Origin of the sequence: Lysinibacillus sp. CNPSo 3705 (genome assembly GCF_028674935.1) — a bacterium.
Classification (GTDB): domain Bacteria; phylum Bacillota; class Bacilli; order Bacillales_A; family Planococcaceae; genus Lysinibacillus.
The window spans coordinates 1-379 of the sequence record NZ_JAQZSD010000216.1; the positions used below are offsets into that span (position 1 = coordinate 1).

General features: G+C 36.7%; 1 pseudogene. It reads right to left on the minus strand.

The features are described 5' to 3' along the window. Window positions 1-379 (minus strand): annotated as a pseudogene (locus tag PVA17_RS25630) (penicillin-binding protein); the annotation flags it as partial.

The window sequence follows — 379 nt, forward strand, 5'->3', positions numbered from 1 at the left end:
AACAAGTTTATCTATTTGTGCATTGATTTGACTTTCCGTTACATTTTCCTGTGCCCTAATTTTCTTTTTTTCTTTATCTGTTACTTTTTCATAGGCAGCTTTTTTATTTTTTATAATCCAAAAATCTTGTTTGTCACGTAATGTAACACGGTTGGTTGGCTGCTCAATCAATTGTGCCAGCTTTTCGGCTATGTCTACCATGTCCTCTCTTGTTGTTGTTGACATTTTTGTATACGTAATGGCATTTTCCGGTTGGTTATCCACTAAAATACGGCCATATCGATCATACATACGTCCCCTTGGCACACTTGTATTGACAGCTACCTCCTCTTTACGCTCTAATTCGCGTACATAATCTTCCCCTTTTACAATTTGCATA